Raw genomic sequence first — 23,051 nt, forward strand, 5'->3', positions numbered from 1 at the left:
GAATTGCCGGGAAGAATCCGAGAGGAATTCATGAGGTTCCCCATGCCCCGCCGGGGCGCGCCCGTCCTGGCCCTGCTGCTCGCCGCGCCGGCCGCCCCCGCCCTCGCGCAGGGAGGGGACCCGAGCTTCAACCTCGTGAACCGCTCCGGCACCGTGATCCAGGAACTCTACGTCTCCTCCGCCCAGGTGCAGAGCTGGGGAGGGGACCTGCTGGGCCGGGACGTGCTGCCGAGCGGCCGTTCCTACCCCGTGCGCCTGCCCCAGGGGCAGTGCGTGAACGACCTCCGCGTGGTCTATGAGGGCGGGCGCTCGGAGGAGCGCCGCGGCGTCGATACCTGCCGGCTGAACGAGGTGGTCTTCGGCGAGCCCGCCGGCCGCTCCGCCGGGCCGGGGGGCGGGCGCGGCCCCGCCCAGTCCGGGGAGACGGGCAATCCCTCCTTCAACCTCGTCAACCGCTCGAACCGCACGATCCAGGTGTTGCGCGCCTCCCCCAGCGCGGAGAACAGCTGGGGCGAGGACCGGCTGGGCAACGAGGTCGTGCCGCCCGGCGGGCGCTTCGCCGTGCGCCTTCCCCTGGGCGACTGCACCTATGACCTGCGGGTGGAGTACGACGACCGCGGGGCGGAGGAGCGGCGCGGGGTCAACCTCTGCAACCTGGCGGACGTGACCTTTCCCTGACCGCCTCTGGCCCGGTAGCTCGGGAGAAGTGGGGAGGGGCCTCACCCCTCCGCCAGCAACCCCGCCAGGTCCAGCCGCCGGGTGAACATGGCGAGCGACCCGTCAGGGTGGCGCGGCCAGGCGGCCTCCGGCCGGTCTGCGTAGAGCTCCACCCCGTTCCCGTCGGGATCGCGAAGATAGATCGCCTCGGACACGCCGTGGTCCGAGGCTCCGTCGAGCCGGATGTCCGCCTCCAGCACCGCCCGCACGGCGCGGGCGAGGGAGGGGCGGTCGGGATAGAGCAGGGCGACGTGGAACAGCCCCGTCGTGCCCGGCGCGGGCGGCGGGCCGCCGGCGCTCTCCCACACGTTCAGCGCGATGTGGTGGTGGTAGCCCCCGGCCGAGAGGAAGGCTGCGCCGGGGAGGCGGCCGGTCTCCTCCAGCCCGATCACGTCGCGCCAGAAGGCGAGGGCGCGGTCGAGGTCCGAGACCTTCAGATGCGTGTGGCCGATCCGCAGCCCGGCCGGGGCGGTGACGGGCTGGCGCGCGGGGGCGGGCTGGGTGTCGGGCATGGATGGCTCCTCTTCCCAAAGTCTGGGGCGCGCCGCGCCGGACCGCCAATCCTGAGGGCGAATGGGCGGCATGGACGCGGCTGATCGGGGCAACGGCCCCGGTCCCCGGGCGTTCCCCCGGCGACCATCCTGCAGCGAGGAATGACATGGCCGGTGACACCGATGGGGCGAGCCGTCGCGGGCTGCTGCGCGCGGGCGGGCTGACGGCCGCGGGGCTGGCGCTCGGCGGCGCGGGCGCGCCCGGCTACCCGCCGCCGACCGAGACGGATGTGGGCGGCGTCGCCGAGGACCGCGTGCGCTTCCCCAACTGGCGCGGCGAGGCCGAGCCGCCGCCCGCTCCCGCGCCGAACCCGCTGCCCCCCGCCGAGCGCGTGGGCTACGCCCTCATCGGCCTCGGGCGGATCAGCGTGGAGGAGATGCTGCCCGCCCTCGGCCAGGCCAGGATGTCCAGGCCGGCGGCGCTGGTGACGGGCAGCCCGGAGAAGGCGCGAGTCGTCGCGCGCCGCTACGGCATCCCGGAGGACTCCATCTACTCCTACCAGGAGATGGAGCGGATGCGGGACAACCCCGCGGTCCAGGCCGTCTATATCGGCCTGCCCAACGCCCAGCACCGCGAGTTCACCGAGCGCTCGGCGGCGATCGGCAAGCACGTGCTCTGCGAGAAGCCGATGGCGAACACCCCGGAGGAGGCGGCGGCCATGATCGCGGCCTGCGAGCGGGCGCGGGTGAAGCTGATGATCGCCTATCGCTGCCAGTACGAGCCCTATAACCGCGAGGCCATCCGCATCGTCCGCTCGGGCGAGCTGGGCAAGCTGCGCTTCATCGAGGCGACGAACGTCCAGTCCTCCGGCACCGCCTCCCAGTGGCGCTTCAGCCGCGCGCTGGCGGGCGGCGGGGCGCTGCCGGATATCGGCCTCTACTGCCTCAACGCCGCGCGCTACATCACGGGGGAGGAGCCGGTGGACACCTTCGCCCGCAGCTACTCCCCGCCCGGTGACGAGCGCTGGCGCGATATCGAGGAGAGCGTGGCCTTCAGCCTGCGCTTCCCCTCGGGCGTGATGGCGAACCTGCTCTGCGCCTACGACGCCTTCAACGACAAGACGATGCGCCTGCATTTCGAGCGCGGCACGGTCGAGATGCCGAACGCCTTCGCGTATCACGGGCAGCAGATGTACGTCTCCCGGCGGGAGGGGGACCTCACCGCGCGCGTCCAGCGGCGGATGGAGGAGAAGAACCAGTTCGCGCTGGAGATCGACCATTTCTCCGATTGCATCCGTGCCGACCGCAGGCCCCATACCCCGGGCGAGGAGGGCGCGCATGACCAGGCGCTGATGGCCGCGATCTACCGCTCCGCCGCCGAGGGCCGGCCGGTGGAGCTGCCGAAGCCGCCCGGTTCCACGCGGGGGCCGGAGCCCTCGGCCGCCGGCTGAGTCCCCCGGCAGCCCCGTAACGGCGTACCGGCCGCCCCCCGGCGGCCGGCTTGACCCCGGGCGTGGCGCATGGGCAGAGGGACGGCCCGGCGCGCCCCGGCCGGCGTTCCGGACATCCCGGCGCGCCCGCGCGCCGCCCGTGCTGCCGGAAAGGGCGTGTCCCGCGATGACAGAGCAACCCGTACCGGCCTGGCGGCTCTGGCCCTTCGTGTCGATCGTGCTGGCCGGGTTCCTCGCGATCGCCATGCCGTTGCCCGTGCTCTCCCTGCACGTGCATGACGGGCTGAGCTTCAGCCTGGTGACGGCCGGGTGGGTCGTCGGCGTGCAGTCCCTCGCCACGATCCTGACGCGGCAATGGGCGGGATCGCTGATCGACCGGCGCGGGCCCAAGCGGGCGGTGCTGATCGGCCTGCCGCTCGCTGCCCTGGCGGGGGTGCTCCTCCTCCTCTCCACCCTCATTCCCGATCCCCGGTTCTCCCTCGCGGTGCTCGTGGCCGGGCGGCTGGTGATGGGGCCGGCGGAGAGCCTGTTCCTCACGGGGGCGATGACCTGGGGCATCCTCACCCTCGGCGCCCGGCGGACGGGGGTGGTGATGACCTGGCAGGGCATCGCCATGTTCACCGCCCTCGGCCTCGGCGCCCCGCTCGGGCTGGCCCTGTTCGGGCGGCTGGGCTTCACGGGGGTGGCGGTCGCGGCGATCGCGCTGCCGCTGGCCGGGCTGCTGATTGCCCTGGCCCAGCCCGCCATCGCTCCGCTCGCCCGCGGCGCGCGCGCCTCCTTCCTCCGGGTGATCGGGCTCGTCTGGCGGCAAGGGCTGGTGCTCTGCCTCGGCACCGCGCCGCAGGCGGTACTGGGGAGCTTCGTCGCGCTCTACTTCGCCAGCCGGGGATGGGAGGGGGCGGGGCTCTCCCTCACGGGCTTCGGCATCGGCTTCATCCTCGTCCGCCTGTTCTTCTCGCACCTGCCGGACCGGCTCGGCGGGCGCCGCGTGGCGGCCGGCTCGCTCGTGGTGGAGGCGCTGGGGCAGGCCCTGCTCTGGACGGCGCCGAGCGCGCCCGTCGCCCTGCTCGGGGCGACGCTCACGGGCATCGGCTTCTCCCTCATCTTCCCCGCCATGGGGGTGGAGGCTGTCCGGCGCGTGCCGGAGGGGAGCCGCGCCCTCGCCATCGCGAGCTTCAGCGCCTTCCTGGACGTGGCGGTGGGGCTTTCCGGGCCGCTGGCCGGATTCATCGTGGGGCTGGGAGGCTACCCCGCCGTGTTCCTGGCGGGCGGGCTCGGCTGCCTCTCCGGACTGCTCCTGCTGATCGGGCGGAACCGGCCGGTCGAGGGCTAGCGCCAGGATCCGGACACACGAAAGGGCGGCGGATCGCTCCGCCGCCCTTCCATCCAACCCGGTGCGCCGCCCCGAGGGGCAGTGTGGCCAGATCAGGTCACCTGGAGCCGCCGCTCCACGATCTGGGTCTTCATGTTCTTCTGCAGCTTCTCGAAGGCTCGCACCTCGATCTGCCGCACGCGCTCGCGGGAGATGTTGTACTGCTGCGACAGCTCCTCGAGCGTGGTGGGCTCGTCCTTCAGCCGGCGCTCGATGAGGATGTGGCGCTCCCGGTCGTTCAGCGTGCTGAGCGCAGAGTTCAGCAGGTCGCGCCGGTTGGTCATGTCCTCCCGGTCGGCGAGCTCCTCCTCCTGGCTCTCGCCCTCGTCCACCAGCCAGTCCTGCCACTCACCCTCGCTGTCGGCGCGGATGGGGGAGTTCAGGCTGTTGTCCGGGCTGGCCAGGCGGCGGTTCATCGACACCACGTCCTGCTCGGGCACCTGCAGCACGCGGGCGATCTTCTCCACCTGCTCCGGCTTCAGGTCGCCCTCTTCCAGGGCGGCCATCTGGCCCTTCAGGCGGCGCAGGTTGAAGAACAGCTTCTTCTGCGCGGCGGTGGTGCCCATCTTCACCAGCGACCAGGAGTGCAGGATGTACTCCTGGATCGCGGCGCGGATCCACCACATGGCGTAGGTCGCAAGGCGGAAGCCGCGGTCCGGGTCGAACCGCTTCACCGCCTGCATCATGCCGACATTGCCCTCGGAGATCAGCTCGCCGACCGGCAGGCCGTAGCCGCGGTAGCCCATGGCGATCTTCGCGACGAGGCGGAGATGCGAGGTGACGAGCTTGTGGGCCGCACCCTCGTCATGGTTGTCCCGCCACCGCTTGGCGAGGTTCAGCTCCTCCTCGGGGGAGAGCATCGGAAATTTGCGGATCTCCTGCAGGTAGCGGGAGAGGTTGCCCTCGGGGGCAATAGGGATCATCGAAGTGGAAGCCATAAACGCGATTGCCTCCTGCACCGGCCGGGCTGCCCCCGGAGTTGGCGGGCGCGCGGACGGCTGAGATCGGCACGGTGGATCCGTGCCTCGCCTCGGCGCGCTGGGCCCTGAGCCCCTTAAGAACGCCGGCCCCCCTTCATGTTTTCCCGCGATCACGTTGCGGGTGCGGATGAAGGTGGCGGACCGTTCCGTCGATGCCCGTTATGGCACCCGGCCGCTGAAGCTGACGTGCTTGTAATCTATTCCCGGCCTGTTCGCAAGGACAATCCGTACCCTTGCGGTAGGGTTAACCCTGGAAAGGGGAACAAAGCGCTTACCCCTGTGCGTCCAGCGCGGCGATCAGGGCGGTCATGTCCGGGGGGAGGGGAGAGGTGAAGCGGAGCGGCTCGTTGGAGACCGGATGCCGGAACCCCAGCGTCTGCGCGTGCAGCGCCTGGCGGGGAAAGGCGAGCAGGGCCTCGCGCGCCGCCTCGGGCAGCCCGCGCGCGGCCGCCGGCGTGCGGCGGCAGTAGACGGGGTCGCCCACCAGCGGGTGGCCGATATGGGCCATGTGGACCCGGATCTGATGGGTGCGCCCGGTGGCGAGCCGGCAGCGCAGCAGGGCGCAGGCCGCGCCCCAGGCCCGCTCCGTGGAGAAGTGGGTCAGCGCGTGCTTGCCGCCGCGCGACACCACGGCCATCCGCTTGCGATCCGCCGGGTGCCGCCCGATCGGGGCATCGACGCTGCCCGAGACGGGGGAGGGGGTTCCCCAGGCAAGGGCGAGGTAGCTGCGCTCCAGGTCGCGCTCGGCGAAGGCTGCGGAGAGCGCCTGGTGCGCCGCCTCGGACTTGGCGACGACCATTACCCCCGAGGTGTCCTTGTCCAGCCGGTGCACGATCCCCGGCCGCTTCTCCCCGCCGATTCCCGACAGCTCCTCCCCGGCGTGGTGGAGGATGGCGTTCACCAGCGTGCCCTCGGCATGGCCCGGCGCGGGGTGGACGACGAGCCCGGCCGGCTTGTCCAGCACGATGAGGTGCCGGTCCTCGAAGAGGATGGTCAGGTCCATCGCCTGGGGCAGCGGCGTTGCCGCCTCGGGCGGGGGGACCGCGAGGCTGTAGCGGACGCCTGGGCGCAGCGATTCGGAGGGATCCCTCGTCGCCACCCCGTCCCGCGAGGCGTGCCCGGCCTCGACCAGCGCCTTGACGCGGGAGCGGGAGAGGCTGCCCATGCCGGCGAAGGCCCGGTCCAGCCTTTCCCCCGCCTGCTCGGGGGTGGCGGTGAAGTCCAGGCTGGCCGGCCGATCGGCGGAGGGTTCGTTGCGCGCGCTCAAGATACTCGTCTGGGGCATGGGGGTGCTGATCATCGCGGCCAGCGTGGCCCTGGTTGTGATGATCGTGCAGCGCGCCGGCAAGGCCATTCCGGCGGCGCCCGAGGGGCCGCCCGCGCAGATCTCGCTCGGCCAGCCGCCCGGGAGCCGAATCGCGGGCCTCGCCCCTGGCTTCGAGGGGCGGGTGGCGGTCTGGGTCCAGCGGCCCGACGGGGAGCGGCTGGTCATCCTGGACACCCGCAACGGGCGCGCGCTCGGCGAGATCAGGCTCTCGGAATAGGGGCGTGGCGCATCGCAAGCCGAACCTGCCGGTGAAGGATTGCGCCACTTGCGGGCGGCCCTTCTCCTGGCGGCGCAAATGGGCGCGGGACTGGGACGCCGTGCGCCATTGCTCGGATGCCTGCCGGACGCGGCGGCAGGGAGCGGCGAAAAAAGAGGAAAAAAGCGCCCGGACCCCGCTTGCGAGCCCGGGGCAGGGCGGATAGAAGGCGCTTCCCGACGGCCACGTCCCCATCGTCTAGAGGCCTAGGACACCGCCCTCTCACGGCGGTAACAGGGGTTCGAATCCCCTTGGGGACGCCATTCGGCGTTGTTTTTCTGTGGTTTGTGGTCAGTTCGGGCCAGCACCCCACAATTACCCGCACACCTGACCATTAAGGCTAATGGATAGCGCCGATGATCCGGCTGCTGCCCTTTCGGCGTTGGTTTCTCATGAGGCTTTCGTGAACCCGGATCTGCTTTCGGCGATCCTTGCTGCTATCAGCGCTGTGTTCTGGCTGGCGAGTGCAGCAATCACCATTCCCACTGGTTTTGACACCGAAGAGGGCAAGCAACGCGCGTTCAAGAACATCACCCGTTGCAACGCTGCCCGGGACAGCGGCGAGAGGCTCCGGCCCATCTGGATCCCTCAGAATGCCGCACCACTCTGCGGCTTGAGCGCGTAGCTCGGCTGCGGCGGTCAACATCGCCTTGTGCAGGCGCTCGGCATCCTGGGTCCCAATTCCGGCCTGCTCGGCTGCGAGCTTCACCGCATCCGGCGCCAAGTATGCCATCGTATTCAGAGCGACGTTCGTCATTGCATCGGCCGGATGGCGCTCTTCCCAGGTGAGCGGGCCCTTGTACCGCCCGCAATTTCTGAGACACCTGAGTGGAGCCTATGCGGCGAGTGCCGCTGTTGAAAGGTGATCCTGGCGGACGGTGTCCAGTGTTCTGAAGCCGTGTCGCTCGATCAGCCAACTTGAGTTGTACGTCTGGCGGAACTCGAGGAGCGCTTGGCGGAGCTGCTCGACGGCGTCGAAGGTCCGGACCCACAGGAGGTTCTCCTTCAGGGTACGGATGAAGCGTTCGGCGCAGCCATTCCCCTCGGGTACGCGCACGAAGGCGGGCGAGCTCTCGAAGCCGAGGAACTTCAGCTCGCCCTGGAAGGCATCGGACATGTACTGCGAGCCGTGATCGTGGCGCAGAGCGATGCCTGTTGCGATGCCCTTTGCGAAGCCGCCGAAGTGCTGGCGCACGCCTTGCCTGAGGGGTTCGAGTGCCTCGTAGCGGGTGCCGCGCCGGGCGGCATGGAGGCCAACGCACCCGGCGCTGTGGTGATCGATGGCCACAACACCGCCGCTTGGCCCTCGTCAGTCCAGGTGGTGGTCATGCCCGTGCCCAACACGATGTTCACCGCGTCAGGGAGGATGGTGCCGTCGTGGTTGCGCGGCCCCCGAGGCACACCGACCCGCGACGGGGCGAACAGGCCGTGCTCGGCGCATAAGCCGAAGTACACGGCGCCTGGAGGTCCGCACACCCCGCAGGCGCAGCCTTGCCCAGACCTTGCGGTGCCCCGCGCCATAGAAGGAAGAGGCCGCGAGGACGGCCCTGATCGCCTAGACCAACTCCGCATCCGGCATCCGGCATCGGCCCGACCGGCCCTGGGCGCCTCGGTGGCTCTGCCCGGGGTGGCCGGCGGTGCCGGTAGATTGTTGCCCGAGCCACTTGCCAGACCCGGCACACCCGGGCCAGGCCATAGGGCCTGCCGCCGCCGGGCGAGAGCGTCAGGCTCATAGCCTTGACCTCCGCCGGACCGAAGGGCGGCCACCCTCAAGGGCTGCGACCCTGGCCTCCAGCAGCTCACGCTCGAGCAGCATCTCGCCCAGCCGCGCCTTGAGCCGCTCGCTCTCCAGCATCTCGCCGCCAGTGGGCCGTGTCGCCAGGCTAGCCTCACCACCTGCCAGGAAGGCGTCGCGCCAGCCGCTGAGGGTCGCGGCCGTGACCCCCAGTGCCCGCGAAACCGTCTCCAGGTCCTCGCCCCGCAGCAGCCGCAGCACCGCGTCCCGCTTGCGCTGCCGCGACATCCGGCCACCCCGGCCAGGACCGGCGGCATCCATCGTCTCTGTCGTCATCGTGCACCCCATCTGCGGATACCGTCCGCATACGGGATGTCTCAATCAACTGTGGAGCGGAGGAGATGTCTCAACCAACTGTGGAGCGGAGGACCTCGCACACGCAGCGACATAGCGGGTCTTACGCGTTCTGGAAGAGGCTCTCCTTCTACATGCCGGGCCCCGATCCGTCCCTCGGTGCGCGGCTGGTGGTTGCGGGCGGGGTTCAGGGCGTCTATCCCGTTTCGCCCTCAGTAATTGCGGTGCGTGGTAGCTGCCGCGATCGGGAATGCGAATGGACATCGTCTTCCAAACCCCAATTGCGCCGGGAACGCGGCATGTTTTCCAGCTTGCCTGGGCGGCGCTGCGCACGACCGAGGTCATCGACTATGTCGCCGGAGCGAACACCCTACTGCACATCAGCCTTCGTCCCTGCGTAGGGTCCATCGTCCTGAACGATCGGCGGGGTGGTTCCTGGCGGCAACAAGTGGAGTTGCGCCTCGAGCAGCCCCCTCTCAACGAGATGCTGCAGATTTCAGTCCTGTTCGGGCCCTTCTGCGCCACGGTCACGGTCGGTTGCCAACCACCGGTGGAGTTCTCGCGAGGGGTGGATGTAGGAGAGGCGGAGCGGATCGTCCTGCCGGAGCGCGTCCACTTCACCGCTATCGTCCCACCGGTTCCGGCTGCCCCGCTGCTGCGGCTGGAGCCCGATCCGGAAGGCGGCGCGACCCGTGGCGAGAGCTCATCGGGCGGCATCCGCTTCGCTGACATCCAGCATGTCGCGGGATGGCTTGAGATCGGCGAGGCGCGAGCCACGGCGCTCATCGTCGCCCTGCCGGATGGCGACGAGCTGTGCCGGTACGTCCTGCCCGCGCCGGAGATGGCGGGCCGTACCTCCTTCACCGCGACCTTCCCCGCCGATCCCCGGGTCCGAGACGGGATGGAGCTTCACCTGGTGCTCGAGGTGGCAGGCGAGCGCAAATTTCTCGACCGGGGCACCTGCGCCACGACCGTCATCGGCGGCATCGACCGTGTGACGCCGCGGATGGTCGGCGGATGGGCCTGGAACGCCCGCCTGGAGCAAGGGAGCGTTCCCGTGGAGATCCTCGTGAACGGAGAGGTCGTGGGCACTGCCATTGCTAACCGGGGCCGCAGGGATCTTCGCGAGATCGATCGCGCGCTGGGGGCCGCCGGCTTCCTGTGCTGGCTTCCGGATGGCTCAACCGACCGCGGGGAGACCGACGTCAGGATTGAGGCGCGAGTGCAGGGAACCGGGATCATGCTGGCGAACGGGCCCTGGCCGATTTCGCGGCGGGTCGTGCTCAGCGGGGAGAGCTGAGCCAAGCGCATCCGGCCCCGACCTCCGCACAATCCCGCTGTGCCGGACTGTTCCTGCCGGGAATCCGAGAGCCGCGGCGCGACTGCGCATCGGGCAACCCGAGGAGAAGCCCGAGTCCAGGCCTCCGATGCTGCTCCTGCGGCGCCTCGATCAGCTGAGTCGGAGAATACAGGCCGGTCTGTTCAACTCTCGCTAGCCTGCTCGACAAAAAAATCGCATTTTTCGAAAAAATAAACCTACCTCACTTTTCCTTGATCGGGGTACTCCGGGATTGTATGGTCTCTGCGTGTATTCGGGTGGGCGTGCCGCCTACCTTTCGGCGAGCGGAGAACTCTTGATGCAACCGACGGAGAGGCATGGAAGGAGGATTTGGAACTTCCGCGTTTCCCGGGAGGCGGCGGAGAGGCAGTCGCGGATAGATCTTGCCGATGGCGATGAGATCCTGCTGCACATCAAAGTACTCACGCAATCCGAACGAGTTGTGATCAACAGCCGTGCGGAGAAGGGATGGGGCAAGGAGATCGGCCTGAAGGTTCCGGCCGCCCTCATGGAGCGCCATCTCGATATCGAGCTCAGGCAGGAGAAGGACCACTTCCTCATCTCCCTGCCTACCGGGGACGCGGCTCCCTACGATCGGCACTTCGATCGCCTCCTGAAGGCGCAGCTGCGCCTCTCGAAGGGCATCGTGCATATCTCGCCGGAGGGCGAACTGGATGCCGGCGCCCTCCATGCGCGGATCACGCGCGCCGACATCATGCATGTGGCCGGCGAAATCCTCTATCCTGACCTGCGGTGGGCGGATCCGGACGCATTGTGCGGAGCGCAGCTCCTGCTGCTGATCGACGGCCGGCTGAGCGGGAGCATCCCGCTCCCCCGTCCGGCTGCGGACCGACTGACCCCCTCCGCCGAGTTCGTCATCGACCTCGATGCCGGGGCGTTCGTCAGTGACGGGATGATGGCGGAGATCGTGCTCCTCATGGGCGACACCCGCCGCGTGCTCGCCCACTCCCATCTGCGCTCGGGTTTCAGCGGCGCCATGGAGCGCTGCACGGAGAGCATCGTCACTGGCTTTGTCTGCAACCCGGATCTTCCGCGCCGCCCGGTGCTCGTCGACATCTTCCTCAACGATGCTTTCCAGGCCACGATCCCCGCGAATCTGGAGCGGCCCGATCTCGCAGCGCTGGAGGCCTTCGCTGGCCAGGCCGGCTTTCAGTTTCGCTTCCCCAGGCCCGTGCACCTGCCGTTGAGCATGGACGTCAAGATCTCGGCCCGGATTCACAACACGGACCTGGAGCTGGTGAACAGCCCGTGGTGGATCTGCCGGGCAGTGTCCATGGCCGACCCGCTGAGAGCCGGTGAGGCCGCGGCGTCTTCCGCTATGCAGGAAAACTGGGCGTGATGAGGAGTGAGCGCCGCGGCGCGCGGCATGCGCGGGCGGCGGAGAAGCAGCAACGTCACGATCGGGTCGCCGGCCCGCGTGGGAAGCGGGTTCAGTCATGAAGATCTGCATCGCATCGCCCGATATCGTGGGGCCCATTAAGAACGGCGGTGTCGGCACTGCCTGCACAGCGCTGGCGCAAGCGCTCGCAGCGGCCGGCCATGAGGTGACGCTGTTCTACACGTCGACCTTTTTCGAAATTCATAACCTCGAATACTGGCAGGAAGCCTACCGCCGATCGGGCGTCGAGCTGATCGGTTTCCTGCCGGAGTCGAGCCCGCCTCTCCACCGGTCAACCACCGTCTACGACGAGGACAACCTCGCGCGGTCATACCGGATCTACGAGCGGCTGAAGCACTCGGATTACGACCTGATCCACTTCGTGGACTACATCGGCCTCGGCTACTACACGGCGCTCGCGAAGTCTCAGGGGCTCTGCCTTGCCGGTAGCCTGATCGCGGTGACGACGCATTCCCCGACGCTGTGGTCGCGCCTGACCAACGCCGCCCCGATCGACGACATCTCCTACATGGTGCGCGACCGGATGGAGCGGCGCTTGATCGAGCTGTCGGACCTCGTCATCAGCCCGAGCCATTACATGCTGCGCTGGCTGCGCGAGAACGACTTCAAGCTGCCCGCGCGCCAGATCATGCTGCCCAACCTCATGCCGATCCGGATGCAGGATGCACCACCGGAAGCCCTGGAGGTTCAGAAGGGCCCCATCCGCGAGCTGGTGTTCTTCGGGCGCATCGAGCCGCGCAAGGGCCTGCTCGTTTTCTGCGACGCGATCGACCGCATCGGCCGCCGGCTGCCGCCCGATGTGAAAGTGACCTTCATGGGCAAGCTCGGCCGCGATTACCCGCAGGAGGTGATCGAGGCCCGCACGGCCAAGTGGAAGCGCGGGGTGCAGATCCTCACGGGCCTCGATACCTTCCAGGCGGCCGATTACCTCAAGGGAGAGGGGCGGCTGGCGGTCCTGGCGGCGCTGCACGACAACTCCCCCTACACGGTGATGGAGTGCGTCTATCACGGCATCCCCTTCATCTCCTCGGATGTCGGCGGGGTCGCGGAGCTGATCGCCCCCGAGAGCCGGGATGCCGTGCTGTACCCGCCCACGCCCGCCGGCATGGGCGAGCATATCCTGCGGACCCTCGCCACGCCCGATTTCGGCCCCTGCCAGTCCAACGTCGATTTCCCGGCGAACAAGGAGGCGATCCTCTCGCTGCACCGGGAGCTTGAGGCGGAGATCAGGGCTGCGCGGACCCGCCCGGTCGCGCACAGGCCGCAGCCGCTGGTGACGATCAACATCCTTCATTTCGAACGGCCGGAGGGTCTGGGCCAAGCCCTGGCGGCGATCGACCGCCAGACCTATCCGAACATCGAGACGATCATCGTCGACAATGGCAGCCAGTCCGCGGAGGCCGTCGCCTATCTGGACCAGCTCGAGGCATCGGGCCGTACGGATTTGCGCATCATCCGCATGGGCGAGAACGTCTATGAGCCCACGGCCCGCAATGCCGGCGCCTATGCCGCACGGGGCAAGTACGTGCTGTTCATGGACGACGACAACGTGCCGAAGGTCAACGAGGTGGAGGTGTTCTGCACCGCGGCCGAGAAGGGCGGCGCCGATGTGCTCACCTGCTTCACCGACCACTTCGTCACCGACGTTCCGCCCGAGAACGAGGCGGACGCGCTCAAGCGCTACATCGTTATGGGCGATTTCGGCCCCCTCGGCCTCATCTACAACGGCTACGGCGATCTGAACTGCTTCGTGCGGCGCGACCGCTTCCTGTCGATCGGCGGTTTCGTGGTGGATGGCTGCTTCAACCATGCCGAGGACTGGCGTTTCTTCGCCAAGGCCTGGGCGAAGGGGCTGAAGGTCGATGTCGTGCCGGAATCGCTGCTCTGGTACCGCACGACCCTGGCGAGCTGGGGAACGGGCTGGCGCAAGCGCGACCGGTCCGGCGCGCTGATGCGGGCGGCGCAGGTCTATCTGGAAACGGCACCGGAAGAGGTGAAGCCCTTCCTGCTGCTGTCGCAGGGCCTCTTCTGGAAGGCGTCGAGCACCGAGGCGGCTAGGCGCACTCTGTCCCGCGAGGCGGCGGACCTGCGCCGGCAGGTCGCACGGCTCGAGGAGGAGAAGAAGGTCCTGGATTTCGAGCGGCAATTGCTCATGCAAGCTTATCGCGCCCTCTCGGACTTTACCGTGGGTACGGTGGAGGGAAGGCTCGACCATGTGCCAGAGGTTCGGCGAGGGCTCGATCACTTGCGGCGAGTGATGCGGAAGTATCAGTAGCTTATGCTGGTAATTCATGGCTGGCACCCTGAGCGGTATGCTCCCTTGCGGGGTGTGCGCTGCGCCTAGTTGGCGCACTACGCAATGAACCATGAACGGGCTGAACCTTGATCTCTAAGGAAAGCAAATGCCTTTTGATTATTACTTCTCCTTGGGGGTGAATTGCCAGGCGGCGTTCCAGATCCGCCGAGTTCTAGGAAAGGACAGTGCGTCCTTTTTTAGTTGGAACGTCACTAAGCTCGGTTCTCTCGTGAGCTTGTTGGAGTCTGACTTTAGCGGGATTTTGGAAAAGGAAAATCTTTCTCCACAACCCGGGACTGGGCTTATCTACGACAATTCTCACCAATACTCTCTTCATTCTCCTTTCAAAGAAGGCGATGTCTGGGAAGGCGAATCTTACGAGGAAAATTACGCCGCCTTTAGGCAGAAGATGGAATATCTCGTTTCGAAATTCAGAAAGATAGCAAGGTCCGGGCAAAAAGTGGCATACTTTTATGTCACTCAGGAGAACGATCGAGTCGTCGACCAGTCCAAGCGCGTTAGAGATCTTCTTTTGAAAGCTCACCAGGGTCGAAGCTTCGAGCTTGTTGTCATCCAAGATAAATCAAGGCGTGAGGCATCTTGGAATGAACCCAACATTAGAAATCGCTACCTTGACCGCTTGGCGCCTTGGTCGGACGCGACTGATGGGCATGTGAAGTCTTGGGACCGAATTTTTGCTGAGTTCGCCCATGCCGATCCGATGCGGTTAGCTAATTTCGAGGTCACTGCCGGCTCGAAGGTCAACCTCAGCAATCCAACAGACAACCTAGACTGAGCAGTTCCACGATGCTGGCCCCCGCGAGCGTGAGAAAGCGGTGCATATGGCAGACGAAGCTATATGCGGTAGTCCTCACCCTATTCATCCTCCTTCTGGAGGCGTTTTTTCAACCTGCAGTTCAGGCGCGTGCCAATGACGAATTGCTTGCCGGCATCAACCAAACTCAACTCGGCTGGATGCCAGCAGACCAGCGACAGCAAATATTGGACGATCTGGCGCGGTATGATGTCCAGGTTCTACGAGTGACGCTGTATCAACCGTTTGCCAGCACCATCAGCGCAATCGAAGGAGCAGCGAAGCGCGACATCGCTGTCCTTCTCAACCTGTCGCTGAACATCAAAGATTATTTTTCCCCGGAGGTCTCTCTCAGGCCCGGCGGCAGGGTTGAAAGCTCTTATCCACTTTCCTCCATCGATGTGGACGGGTTCGCCCGTCATTTTCGCCTCGTCTGGTCGGAGATAGAGCGTCGCGGAATCAAAATCGCGGCGATTGAGGTCGGTAACGAAATCAATTGGGCCTTCAACGGTGACGTGGGCGCGGATCTGCCTCGGCCGGGGCGGGTCTATGAGACCGTTGATGAACTGCCCGATAGGGGGCGCTTTCTGGCCGGCCTGGGCAAGTACATCGAACTGCTGAAGGCCGTAAGGGAAGTTCGTGACTCCGTCGGCGGCCTTAATCACTCCACACTCATTATTTCGGCCGGCCTCGCCCGCATTCACCCCGACTTCGCTGCCAGGATTCGGGCCGATGCCGTAGATGCCGGCTTAACCCTCTCGCTGCTCGCCGAACGGGGCTTGGGCCGATATGCCGATGCGGCCGGGATTCACCAATATCCCTTTGTCAGTGCCACGCCCGCGCAGCGGGAACAGGCGCTGGAGGACGCCTTATCTGACTGCCGCCGTGGCAGAACAGCACGGGCTTGCTGGCTCACCGAATGGGGTATCAGCAACACCTCCACATCCTGTCCCATCAGCGATGCAGCGCGGGCTGATCTCGTGCGCGAAACGCGGTCGAGCCTGATGCGCGCTGCACAGCGCGGCGAGCTCGAGGCGGCGTTCTACTTCGAGTGGAACGGGAAAAGTCAGCGCAGCATTTGGCGTTGCGGCGGCCTGACCGAAGCCGGTCGCGAGGCTATTCGACCCATCTCCCGGGAACCCGGCGCGCGGGGCAACGGACATTCCCCATGACCGACACCCCCTCGCTGGAGGCCCCGCATCTCTTCGACGGCGAATGGCCGCTCCTGGAATCCGCCATGGCCTGGGCTGCCGGCGGCAACTACCTGGAGTTCGGCCTGGGCGGCTCCACGCTCGCGGCCGTGCGCGCCAACTTCGCGCAGATCGTAGCGGTCGACACAAGCCTGGACTGGGTGGTCACCGCCCGGAACCATCCGGAGATCCGGCCGCGCATCGACGACAACTCGGCCGCCATCCTGCACGCCGATCTCGGCCCTGTCCGCGGCTGGGGCTATCCCGCGAGCCGCCAGGATCTCGACAGATGGCCCCGCTACATCGCCGCTCCCTGGCGGGAGTGGTCTCGCCGTGGTGCCTGGCCCAACCTTGTCTACGTCGATGGACGCTTCCGCGTGGCCTGCTGCCTCTCGGTTGCCCTCGCGACGGGACGCGGCGCGGGCGAGGGCGGCGAGCGCGAGCCGGTCAGGCTGCTGCTGCACGACGTGACGGATGAGCGGCCGAGCTACAGGCGCGTGCTTGAGTTCTTCGACATCGTGCAGCACGTCAACTCGCTCTACCTCCTCGAGGTGAAGAGGCGGCCCGATTACGCCGCTCTCGTCGGGCTGTTGCTGGATCAGCAATTTGACCCGTCCTGAGCCGCCCACCACGCCGCTGCGCGGTGATTTCGGACTCGCACCGTTCACCCCGGACGAGCATAAGATGATCACTCATTCCTTGCAGGATAACAGGATGCCGGAGGCGGTTACCGATCTGCGGAGCGCTGTCGGGGATGCGGATGCCGCGATCGCCGCCGGGCGCCTGGACGAGGCGCTGCAGGTGCTGCATGCCGGCCTGGAGCAAGCTCCCGACGATGTCGCCCTGCTCCGACGCATGGCCCAGCTCGCCACGCGGCGCCGCGATTGGGCAGCGGCGCGCGACTGGGCCGAACGGGCTGTCGCGGCGAACGAGAAGGACCCCTGGTCGCACAACCAGCTCGGCGTCGTACACGCGGCGGCGGGCGATCTCGACGCAGCCGAGGCTGCGACGCGGGCGATGCTCGAAAGCTTTCCCGACCACATCGCCGCGCTCCGCCGGATGAGCGACCTCGCTCTGCGCCGGGGCGATGCTGTGGCCGCGATGGAATGGGCGGAGCAAGCGGTCTCGGCGCATCCGTCCGATCCTGGCGCCCTGTACCAGCTGGGAACCGTGCAGGTGGCCAGCCGGAATCTCGTCGCGGCTCGGGAGGTGACGGAGAGGGCCCTGGATCTGGTCCCCTCATACACCCCCGCGCTTCGCCGGATGAGCGACCTCGCCCTGCGCCAGGGCGATCGGGCCGGCGCGCGGAGCTGGGCGCGCATGGCTGTCGAGGCCGGGCCCGCCGATCCCTGGTGCCACTTCCATATGGCCACCGTTCATCTCGCCGAGGGCGAGCTCGATGCGGCGGAGGCCTCCACCCGTCGCATGCTCGACCATGCGGGAGGCCATATCGCGGGCCTCCGGCGTCTCAGCGACATTGCCCTGCGGAAAGGGGATCCAGCTGCGGCCCTCGCTTTCGCCGGGACGGCCGTCGAGACTTCGCCTTGGGATCCGGCGGCACTGTACCAGCTGGGGACCGTCCAGCTCGCGATGGCGGAGATCGGCGCGGCCGAGGCCGCGGCACGGCGAGCGCTGGCACTCGCGCCGACACATGCCGCATCGCTGCGCCGCATGTCGCAGATCGCGGCCCGCCGGGGCGAGCTGGAATCCGCACTCGAATGGGCGCACAAGTCTCTCGAGGCGGACCCGGGCGATCCGTGGTCGCACCATCAGCTCGGCACGGTTCATCTTGCCCTGGGCGAGTTCGACGCTGCCGAGGCCACGGCGCGTGCCTTGCTTAAGCAGGAGCCCGACAATCTCGCGGCTCTCCTGCGGCTCAGCGACATCGCCCTGCAGCGAAAGGACGAGGCCGGCGCCCTCAGCTGGGCGGAGCGGGCGGCGGAGCTCCATCCTGGCGCCCCCGCAGCGCTGTTCCAGGCCGGCACCGTTCACCTTGCCGCCCGGAATCTGGCCGCCGCCGAGGCTTCCGCAGGCGCGGCGCTGGCGGTCGACGCTGCCTATTCTCCCGCTTGGCGGCGGCTGAGTGAGATCGCCCAGCGCCGGGGTGACGTCTCGGCCGCCTTCGACTTCGCCGAGAGCTCTGTCCGAAATGCTCCCCGCGATCCCTGGTCGCATCTGCGCCTTTCACAGCTTCATCTCGGTTTCGGCGATCTGGACGCGGCGGAGCGCGCGGCGACCGAGGCTCTCGCCATCGCTCCGGGCAACGGTGCCGCACTTCGCCGGCTGAGCGAGGTGGCGGCGCGGCGGCAGGACCTGCCCGGGGCCATCGGCTGGGCGAAACAGGCCGTGGAACTCAACCCCGCCGATGTCTGGGCGCAGCGCCAACTGATCGACCTGCATCTTGCTAACTGGGATCTCGGCGCCGCTGAGGCAGTCCTCGCCACCTCCACCGTGCTCAGGACGAAACCGGATCTTCTGCGGAAACTGCGCGATGCCGTCGCGCAGCGCCGCGGCAAGTCCGGAAACGGATGAACCGGTCTCAGTGCCTTCTCTCGGCAGTTAGGAAACAGCACGTGCCCAACACTTCGATTGGATCATTCGATTTAGGTGTTCGCCTCACCTCGGCTGACCGCTTTCAGATGAGTGGAGAGTTGGACTCATCCTTGCTGGAAGGCGTCGACAGGTTGCTCCTGATGGCCGGCGGCCTCGCGGTGGGGCAGTTGGTGCCGTCGCGCCCCGACGGCCCGAAGCTCGTGTTCTGCATTCCGGTTCACGACAGGGATGCCCTACAGGAGGGCGAGATCCTGCACCTGGCCGCGGCGAAGGGCGGTGAGGTCGTCACACTGGGCGGCCTTCCGATAGCAACCAGGATCACTGGCGCGCTGGACCGCTGTAACGAAGCTCTGGTGCGTGGCTGGGCAGCGAACCTAAACTGCCCCGGTTATCCGTTGGAGATCGAGGTTCTTCTCAACGGCAGGTCCCAAGGCGTCGTCACCGCCGATCGCACCAGGTCCGACCTTCAGCGGATGGAGAAGCGGGTGGCCGCGACCGGGTTTCTGTTCAAGTTCACCCCTCCCATCGACGTGTCCGCCGCTGTTCCGCTGGAGGTGACGGCCCGGGTTCGCGGCACCGACATCGTTCTCGCGAACTCTCCCTGGTGGATCCGGCGCTCTTACGACGTGCTGCCCGTGCTGACAGTCCATCATGACTAAGGTGCTGCCGTTTCTCCGCCTCGAGAAGGCCGGAAGGCGCTTCAGCATCTCGTCGGCAACGCGCCCCAAGACGGGAGAGGGTTGCGCCCGATACTGCGCCAGCCGGTTCGAGAGGCCCTCACGGCGGGTGATGCGGGAGGAGAGGGATCGATCTTGGCTGAGCCCGTTTCACGCCTTGCGAAAGGCGCCGCAACCCGCCCGCGAAACAACATGGGCCTTGCTGCCGCAGCTTGCGCCGGCCAAGGTCGAACTCCGTGCAATGGTGATCTCTGATGCTGGATGACCGCGAACATAACATGGACACTACCTTCGCCAAACTGGGGGTAGGAGATCAGGACTTCCTCGTCGCCAGCATGATCGAGCGCTGCCCCAAGGTCATGATGCTGCGCGAGCTCCTCATGAACGCGATCGAGGCAGCCTCGCGGGCTGAGCCGGGTGCGCGCCGGGTCGAAGTCTCGGGCGTCCGCGTTGATGGCGTCCGCAAATTGTGCATCTGGAACACAGGGCCCGGAATGGATGCGGAGCAGTTGTTCCGTATGTGCGATATCGCCTCCTCCATCGGCAAGGCGCAGGGCCTGGACCGAAACTTCGGCATGGGGGCGAAAGTAGCCTCCCTTCCGTCCAATCAGCTTGGCGTTCGCTATCGCTCATGCCGGGCGGGCCGGGTTCACCAGGTTCTCCTCGGGAAGCGCGCGGGCGTTTACGGACGCTTGGCGCAAATCGATGCATCCACAGGTCAACCCGCCGTCGTTGTGGAAGTGACCACCGAGGCTCAGGCTGACGGTCGTTCGATCGAGACGGATTGGACGGAGGTTGTGCTTTTCGGCAACCGCCACGATCAGGACACGGTTGCTGATCCCTACGACCGCAACCCGTCCATGCTCCGGAACTGGCTTGCGACCGCGATATACAGCAAGTTCTACCACTTGAACGAGAGCGTTGAGGTGCTGCTCAGCGCTGACGTCACGCCCATGGGGAAGCCGCGCCGGCTAGTTTCTCTCGAGTCCCGGATCGCCGAGCGCTTCGCGCGGCATGACACGGTTCTCTTACCAGAGGGTCTCTCGATCCACTACCTTTACGACCCTGCGCACCCCACGCTGGAACGGCATAACGCCTCCTTCGAGGACGGGCTGGTGCCCGATGCCAGCATCGGCGCCGTTCTCCACGGCGGTGAACTGTACGAACTCCGCCGTGAAAAGCACTGGACGCTTGAGGCGCCGTCCTTCGGCGTTTCCTTCGGGGCTCGGCATATCTCGGTTCTCGTCGAACTCTCCAGCGACTTCCCTGTCCGGCCGGATGGCTATCGCCAGTTTCTCCGCTATCAGGGCGGCGCGCAGGAGCAGGTTCGACTGAATGACTTTGCCGGCCTTGTGCGCGCTAACCGGCCGGAGTGGCTGCGCGAGCTGATCGAGAGCATGTCGCCGGACCTGGACCTATCGCGCGACATATCCGACCATCTTCGAAGCCTCCTAGCTGCGATCGGTGTGAAGCGGATGCGGCCGAAGCTGCGCCGAATCCCCGTGCCCGCCCTGTCCTCCCCCGTGCAGCTGCCTCGGGCTTCCGCACAGCCCCGGACGAGCGAGCAGAGAGAGTCGCCCGCGGGTAAGGAGAACACGCCGGAGCAGGTAGGCGAGATGGTTCCGGACGTCGAGTTCGTTCCTGAACTGCTGCTTGTTCGGCAGCCGAACGAGATCGCGGACCGCAATCTCACCCACCGCGCCGCGCGCTACTATCCTGAGGCCCACCAGCTCTTCGTCAACATGTCCTACCCTTCGGTCGGAAGGCTGGCGGCCATGCTACAAACAACGGCTCCGGCCCACGCATCCGGCGCCCTGGCCAGCTCCGTAGCGACCTCGCTTGCGGAGCAGGACCACCTCCTGCGGATCGGCCGGGCGCTCGTGATGGGGCTTGGGAAACGCGATCTTGCCGAAGGATGGAACGAGGCCGACAAGCGGATGGCTGTCAGCAGCGAGGTGCTCACCATCGCCGCGGACGACGTCTTCGCGAACCGGGCAGAGCTGACACGGCGGTTCCAGGCCGAGGTGACGAAGGCCAGCACGGAGCTGGCGGCAGAGAGCATCATTTGACAGACGGCGTCACCGCTCCTGGCCAGCGCTGGGCTGGATGCGAGAAAGTCCGGTAAGAGAGAATTCACTTGTCCTACTCGGCTGCAATTGCGCTCCGCTTCTCGACGCAAGCGATCGACCTGGGCGGCTCCATCGACTTTGTCGACGGGGCTGACACAATCCTGCATATCAAGCCGCGTCCGGATCGGCACTTGGTCGTCCTCAACAGCTATATCTTCGGCAACTGGGGAGAAGAGCTGCACATACCCCTACCAGCAGAAGCTTTTTCGAAGCCGCTGTCCTTGGTTGTTTCCGGAACTGAGGAGGGCGTTTCCGTCACCGTGGGTGACCGGGAACCGGTCGAGTACCAAGCCGATCCCATGCGTCTCCTCCGCGCAGACCTGCGTCTTTCACCCTTTATCGAAGTACTACCTACGGAAGATGTGCCGCGATCCCTCACCCTCGCGGGCCAGATCCTTGCTGCAGATCTTGCTCATGTTAGGGCAAGGCTGCGTTTTCTCGATGCATGTCAGTTGGCCCCGTCATACCTGCGCGATGCTCGGCTACTGCTTTATATCGACGGGCGCCTCGTCCGGACGCACTCCCTCCTGCCGCTGCCGGGGCAAGTCACCTCACAAGTCGCCGAGGTCCGGTTCGAGTTCGGCCCGGACGTCTTTGTTGGCGAGAAGATGGAAGCGCAACTCGTACTTGAGTTCTTGGGCGGAGAGCACTGCCTTGATCGACGCTCTATTGAGAATCACGTCATCGGTGCGATCGAGCATTGCTCCGAAGTCATGGTAAGCGGCTTTGCCGCCAACCCAATACTCCCAGGATGTCCGGTGATGCTCGATGTGTTCGTGGGGGGGCGCTTCGAGGGCACAGCTTGTGCTGACAAGGAACGGTCAGATCTAACGCTTGTTGACCCCGCTTTCAAAGCTTGCGGCTTTCACTTCCGTTTCCGTAATCAGCTACTCCTCGTGCCGGGGACAGACCTCGCCGTCGCTGTGCGCCCTCGCGACACTGGAATCGAGCTGTTGAACAGCCCATGGCAGCTCAGCCGGTCCGTGCCCCGTGACGAGGTACTGGCCCAGATGCGGCTTTACGCGACACCGCTGATGCAGAGCATGACACAGCCTGAGTGCAAATCGATGCACACTTGATCGCACCGTACTCAACGGTCCCTCCGGGATGCTGGCTCCCGGTTGAAATTGGGAAGTGGCTTGATCAACGTTCGCCGTGAGCAATACGCATCGCCTAGTGGAAGTCTAGAGTGAGCGCCTCGATACACGTCGAGTGTTTGCGCAACCGTCATCCAGCGGAAGGTCGCCAATGACGGCTGTGCACCGCTGTGCCGACTGCTGTTGGTGACACACTCGTGCGAAGCTCTTGCGATGAGCGTGATAGGCACAGACCACCGGACGTTTTCTGCCGGGCTCAGCAAACAACTCGGCCCTTGCCGCGTACTCTGCAATACGATGCTTCGCTTGGCGCTGATGGTACATCAACACAGCATGACCTGAGCGGAGATCAATACGTGCGGCAGGCCTAGGGTCACTCCGCGGCGGAACTTTGTCGCGGCAGCTCTAAATCTGCGGTTCGATACGTGGTGAAGAACTTCGTTGCCTGCGCTACAATAATTCATTCAGGTGCCGTATTTACGAAGCTTGCGCAGCACGCGATAAGACCACAGGTCCCTCGCTCTGAGAGGGACGTAGGGGAATTTTTCATGCGCGTTGCGATGATTGGCGCGGGCTATGTCGGCCTCGTCTCCGGTGCCTGCTTCGCCGAGTTCGGCGTGGATGTCTGCGTCGTCGACACCGAGGTCTCGAAGGTCGAGGCGCTGCGGGCCGGGCGCATCCCGATCTACGAGCCCGGGCTGGACAAGCTGGTCGCCGAGAACGTGCGGGACGGGCGGCTCTCCTTCACCACCGACCTCGCCGAGGCGATGGAGGGGGCGGACGCGGTCTTCCTTGCCGTCGGCACGCCGTCCCGCCGCGGGGACGGGCATGCGGACCTCACCTATGTCTTCGC

At 66.5% G+C, this 23,051-nt stretch carries 20 protein-coding genes, 1 tRNA gene and 1 pseudogene; 17 read left to right on the forward strand and 5 right to left on the reverse strand.

Annotated elements, in window-relative coordinates; genetic code table 11:
• Positions 1-42: 42 nt before the first annotated feature.
• Complete coding sequence (locus tag FHS87_RS05240; RefSeq protein ID WP_184514594.1) at positions 43-678, forward strand: hypothetical protein; 636 nt, start codon at positions 43-45, stop codon at positions 676-678.
• 41 nt (positions 679-719) lie between these two features.
• Here the strand turns inward: FHS87_RS05240 and FHS87_RS05245 are convergent, their stop codons facing one another.
• Positions 720-1,229 carry a VOC family protein gene (locus FHS87_RS05245; protein ID WP_184514596.1) on the reverse strand — a complete coding sequence of 170 codons (510 nt, stop codon included), beginning with the start codon at positions 1,227-1,229 and terminating at the stop codon, positions 720-722.
• Positions 1,230-1,375: 146 nt separating this feature from the next.
• On the opposite strand from FHS87_RS05245, the gene FHS87_RS05250 reads away from it, so the two are divergent.
• Positions 1,376-2,659 carry a Gfo/Idh/MocA family protein gene (locus FHS87_RS05250; protein WP_184514598.1) on the forward strand — a complete coding sequence of 428 codons (1,284 nt, stop codon included), beginning with the start codon at positions 1,376-1,378 and terminating at the stop codon, positions 2,657-2,659.
• Positions 2,660-2,825: 166 nt separating this feature from the next.
• Positions 2,826-3,992 carry an MFS transporter gene (locus FHS87_RS05255; RefSeq protein WP_184514600.1) on the forward strand — a complete coding sequence of 389 codons (1,167 nt, stop codon included), beginning with the start codon at positions 2,826-2,828 and terminating at the stop codon, positions 3,990-3,992.
• Between the two features lie 92 nt (positions 3,993-4,084).
• On the opposite strand, the gene rpoH is transcribed toward FHS87_RS05255, so the two are convergent.
• Together rpoH and FHS87_RS05265 are read right to left on the reverse strand one after the other, a co-directional pair.
• Entirely contained in the window at positions 4,085-4,969 is an 885-nt protein-coding gene (rpoH, locus tag FHS87_RS05260; protein WP_184514602.1) for an RNA polymerase sigma factor RpoH, read from the reverse strand.
• Positions 4,970-5,282: 313 nt separating this feature from the next.
• Complete coding sequence (locus tag FHS87_RS05265) at positions 5,283-6,296, reverse strand: RluA family pseudouridine synthase (protein WP_184514604.1); 1,014 nt, start codon at positions 6,294-6,296, stop codon at positions 5,283-5,285.
• Here FHS87_RS05265 and FHS87_RS05270 point away from each other — a divergent pair.
• From FHS87_RS05270 to FHS87_RS05280, 3 genes are all read left to right on the forward strand, one after another.
• The gene (locus FHS87_RS05270) at positions 6,265-6,555 is read left to right on the forward strand and encodes a hypothetical protein (RefSeq protein WP_246417831.1); all 291 of its coding nucleotides are present in this window, start codon (positions 6,265-6,267) and stop codon (positions 6,553-6,555) included. The genes FHS87_RS05265 and FHS87_RS05270 overlap by 32 nt on opposite strands.
• A gap of 4 nt (positions 6,556-6,559) precedes the next feature.
• Positions 6,560-6,760: a DUF2256 domain-containing protein gene (locus FHS87_RS05275; protein ID WP_184514606.1), complete on the forward strand. Its 201-nt coding sequence runs from the start codon at positions 6,560-6,562 to the stop codon at positions 6,758-6,760.
• A 21-nt stretch (positions 6,761-6,781) separates the two neighbouring features.
• Positions 6,782-6,857 (forward strand) — tRNA-Glu (locus FHS87_RS05280).
• 77 nt (positions 6,858-6,934) lie between these two features.
• On the opposite strand, the gene FHS87_RS05285 is transcribed toward FHS87_RS05280, so the two are convergent.
• Together FHS87_RS05285 and FHS87_RS05290 are read right to left on the reverse strand one after the other, a co-directional pair.
• The gene (locus FHS87_RS05285; RefSeq protein ID WP_184514608.1) at positions 6,935-7,351 is read right to left on the reverse strand and encodes a hypothetical protein; all 417 of its coding nucleotides are present in this window, start codon (positions 7,349-7,351) and stop codon (positions 6,935-6,937) included.
• 78 nt (positions 7,352-7,429) lie between these two features.
• A pseudogene (locus FHS87_RS05290) lies at positions 7,430-8,665 on the reverse strand (IS3 family transposase).
• A gap of 274 nt (positions 8,666-8,939) precedes the next feature.
• Between FHS87_RS05290 and FHS87_RS05295 the strand changes: the two are divergent.
• The 11 genes from FHS87_RS05295 to FHS87_RS05345 all read left to right on the forward strand — a co-directional run.
• Positions 8,940-9,983, forward strand: coding sequence for a hypothetical protein (locus tag FHS87_RS05295; protein ID WP_184514610.1), 1,044 nt, complete (start codon positions 8,940-8,942; stop codon positions 9,981-9,983).
• A gap of 337 nt (positions 9,984-10,320) precedes the next feature.
• A complete protein-coding gene (locus tag FHS87_RS05300) occupies positions 10,321-11,382 on the forward strand; it encodes a hypothetical protein (protein WP_184514612.1) in 1,062 nt (353 codons plus the stop codon).
• A gap of 97 nt (positions 11,383-11,479) precedes the next feature.
• The gene (locus tag FHS87_RS05305; RefSeq protein ID WP_184514613.1) at positions 11,480-13,717 is read left to right on the forward strand and encodes a glycosyltransferase; all 2,238 of its coding nucleotides are present in this window, start codon (positions 11,480-11,482) and stop codon (positions 13,715-13,717) included.
• Positions 13,718-13,844: 127 nt separating this feature from the next.
• Positions 13,845-14,534 (forward strand): DUF1796 family putative cysteine peptidase, encoded by a 690-nt coding sequence (locus FHS87_RS05310; protein ID WP_184514615.1) that lies wholly within the window; start codon positions 13,845-13,847, stop codon positions 14,532-14,534.
• 11 nt (positions 14,535-14,545) lie between these two features.
• Complete coding sequence (locus tag FHS87_RS05315; RefSeq protein WP_184514617.1) at positions 14,546-15,724, forward strand: hypothetical protein; 1,179 nt, start codon at positions 14,546-14,548, stop codon at positions 15,722-15,724.
• Positions 15,721-16,362 (forward strand): hypothetical protein, encoded by a 642-nt coding sequence (locus tag FHS87_RS05320; RefSeq protein ID WP_184514619.1) that lies wholly within the window; start codon positions 15,721-15,723, stop codon positions 16,360-16,362. The genes FHS87_RS05315 and FHS87_RS05320 overlap by 4 nt, the downstream gene beginning before the upstream one ends.
• A gap of 94 nt (positions 16,363-16,456) precedes the next feature.
• Positions 16,457-18,274: a tetratricopeptide repeat protein gene (locus FHS87_RS05325; RefSeq protein WP_184514621.1), complete on the forward strand. Its 1,818-nt coding sequence runs from the start codon at positions 16,457-16,459 to the stop codon at positions 18,272-18,274.
• 41 nt (positions 18,275-18,315) lie between these two features.
• Entirely contained in the window at positions 18,316-18,954 is a 639-nt protein-coding gene (locus tag FHS87_RS05330; RefSeq protein ID WP_184514623.1) for a hypothetical protein, read from the forward strand.
• A gap of 272 nt (positions 18,955-19,226) precedes the next feature.
• Entirely contained in the window at positions 19,227-21,041 is a 1,815-nt protein-coding gene (locus FHS87_RS05335) for an ATP-binding protein (protein ID WP_184514625.1), read from the forward strand.
• A 68-nt stretch (positions 21,042-21,109) separates the two neighbouring features.
• Positions 21,110-22,180, forward strand: a complete 1,071-nt coding sequence (locus FHS87_RS05340) for a hypothetical protein (RefSeq protein ID WP_184514627.1) — start codon at positions 21,110-21,112, stop codon at positions 22,178-22,180.
• A 566-nt stretch (positions 22,181-22,746) separates the two neighbouring features.
• Positions 22,747-23,051: 3-hydroxyacyl-CoA dehydrogenase NAD-binding domain-containing protein (locus FHS87_RS05345; RefSeq protein WP_184514629.1), on the forward strand; the 305-nt coding region annotated here is incomplete at its 3' end.

Origin of the sequence: Muricoccus pecuniae (assembly GCF_014199205.1) — a bacterium.
GTDB lineage: Bacteria > Pseudomonadota > Alphaproteobacteria > Acetobacterales > Acetobacteraceae > Roseomonas > Roseomonas pecuniae.